Source organism: Sphaerisporangium dianthi, from assembly GCF_042654065.1.
GTDB lineage: Bacteria > Actinomycetota > Actinomycetes > Streptosporangiales > Streptosporangiaceae > Sphaerisporangium > Sphaerisporangium dianthi.
The window spans coordinates 1-2094 of record NZ_JBHSFP010000095.1; the positions used below are offsets into that span (position 1 = coordinate 1).

Genomic DNA, 2094 nt, shown 5'->3' on the forward strand with positions numbered 1-2094 from the left:
GCCGGCTCAGCCCCCGCTACGAACGCGATCCCCGTATCCACCTGGCCTTTCTCGGACTCGCCGCCGCCCTGTGCTGCTACAAGCGACTCCTCCGCCTCACCACATTGGACACGGTGTAGTAGCAAGCCTGCTTCGCAACCTCACATTTTTCCGGCCTGCGTCGTCCTGTTGGTGAGGGCAGCGACTGGTGCCCCGGAACGGAGTGAGGAAATGAAGGTTTTCATCGCTGGTGGGCGCGGCCGTGTCGGGTCCCGCCTTGCTGACAACCTGGAGGCCAAGGGCATCGAGGTGGTCTCGGGAGGACTCGAGGACGGGATCGACGTGATCTCGGGCAAGGGGCTCACCGAGGCTCTCGTCGGAGTCGACACCGTCGTGAACGTCCTCAACACCCCCTGCTTTGATGCGGAGGGTGCAATCTCGTTCTTCGAGGGAGCGATCAACAACCTGACTGCGGAGGGCAAGCGGGCAGGTGTGCGTCATCACATCGTGCTCTCCATTGTCGGCGTCGGGGAAGGGGACGCATCTGAGATCGGGTACTACCTCGGCAAGGTGGCGCAGGAGAAGGCCGTGCGATCCGCTTCGATCCCCGCCACCATCATTCGGGCCACCCAGTTCCAGAGCTACATTCCTGTCCTCATTGACCAGCACACCGTGGACGGAAAGGTTCTCGCTCCGAGGTCATTCATCCAGCCCGTCGAGCTGGACGAAGTCGTCGAGCTGCTCGCCGAGGCTGTCACGACGCTGGAGCCGGGAAGTGTGGTCGAGATCGCTGGACCCGACCGGTTCTACCACGACGACCTCTTCCGTGCCACTCTGGCCGATCGCGGAGACGATCGTGAGGTTGTGACCGTGGACGGGCAGGAGTCTCTCGATGCCATGGTTCCGCGCGGCGCGTGCCGGACAGGCACCGTGCGGTACCCGGTTACAGGGATCCCCACCGCCTGAATGCGATAGTGGAGAGAGGCGGGAACGTCTGACCGCCAAGCAATAGGTTAGGCGTACTGCGCTCCAATGGAAAGGTCCCCATGCCGGAAGATCTTCCTGTCGAATCCGCAGAGTTCGGAAAAGCCGAGCGTGATGAATCACGGGCTCTCGATTCGGTCATGGCGGAGCGGCATCGTCTGCTGTCGCTAGCCTTTCGCATGATGGGCACCCTGGCCGATGCCGAGGACGTCGTGCAAGAGACATATGTGAGGTGGTACCGCCTTGAGCCCGAGGAACGCGACGAAATTGCCGCGCCTGCAGCATGGCTGATTCGAGTTGCGAGCCGCATCTCACTCGACCTGCTGGGTTCCGCGCGGGCACGACGGGAGACGTACGTCGGGCAATGGCTGCCGGAACCAATTCCAGCTGACCTCTTTGCAGACACAGCCATTGCGCCACTGAACTCCAGTCATCTCGCTGCTGATCCGCTCGAACGTGTCACCCTCGATGATGCTGTCAGCATGGCATTGCTGACGGTCCTCGAGGCCATGACCCCAGCAGAGCGGGTGACGTTCGTCCTGCATGATGTGTTCGGCGTCCCGTTTGACGAGATTGCTGGTGTCGTAGGTCGTTCAGCAGCAGCAGCAAGGCAACTGGCAACGTCCGCACGCCGCCACGTTCGACGAGGAAGACGCGCACAGGTTTCTCCCCACCAGCACGATGAGGTTGTTCGGGCATTCCGTGGTGCAACTGTCAGAGGGGACATCGAGGACCTGCTCCGCGTGTTGGCTCCAGACGTCGAACTACGAGTAGACGGCGGCGGCTTCGTCAATGCCGCACCCCGGGTCATCCGTGGGTCGGATCATGTAGCCCGGTGGTTCATGGGAGTGATGCGCAAGCAGCCCGCCCTCCGTCTTGAGCGACGCGACACAGCTGACGGTCTCGGATACATTCTTCGAAATGAGGGGCGTCGATACGGAATGGTTACCTTTGACGTCAGCGATGAAGGCGTCACGAACGTGTGGCTGATGCTGAATCCAATAAAGCTGACGAATTGGTCACTCTGATTGTTTTAGAATGGGTTGAGCTGCGGGTCTTGTGCTCGACGATCTTGGTCGGCAGTGTGTCCGGGATGCGTGCTGATCTTGTTCCTGACGACCTGTGGGAGCG

Annotated in this window: 2 protein-coding genes; both read left to right on the forward strand. The window is 61.3% G+C overall.

The genetic code is table 11. The features are described from left to right. Positions 1 to 210 precede the first annotated feature (210 nt). Positions 211 to 945 carry an SDR family oxidoreductase gene (locus tag ACFO60_RS40720; protein ID WP_380852881.1) on the forward strand — a complete coding sequence of 245 codons (735 nt, stop codon included), beginning with the start codon at positions 211 to 213 and terminating at the stop codon, positions 943 to 945. A gap of 80 nt (positions 946 to 1025) precedes the next feature. Beyond that, positions 1026 to 1991, forward strand: coding sequence for an RNA polymerase sigma factor SigJ (sigJ, locus tag ACFO60_RS40725; RefSeq protein WP_380852884.1), 966 nt, complete (start codon positions 1026 to 1028; stop codon positions 1989 to 1991). Positions 1992 to 2094 lie beyond the last annotated feature (103 nt).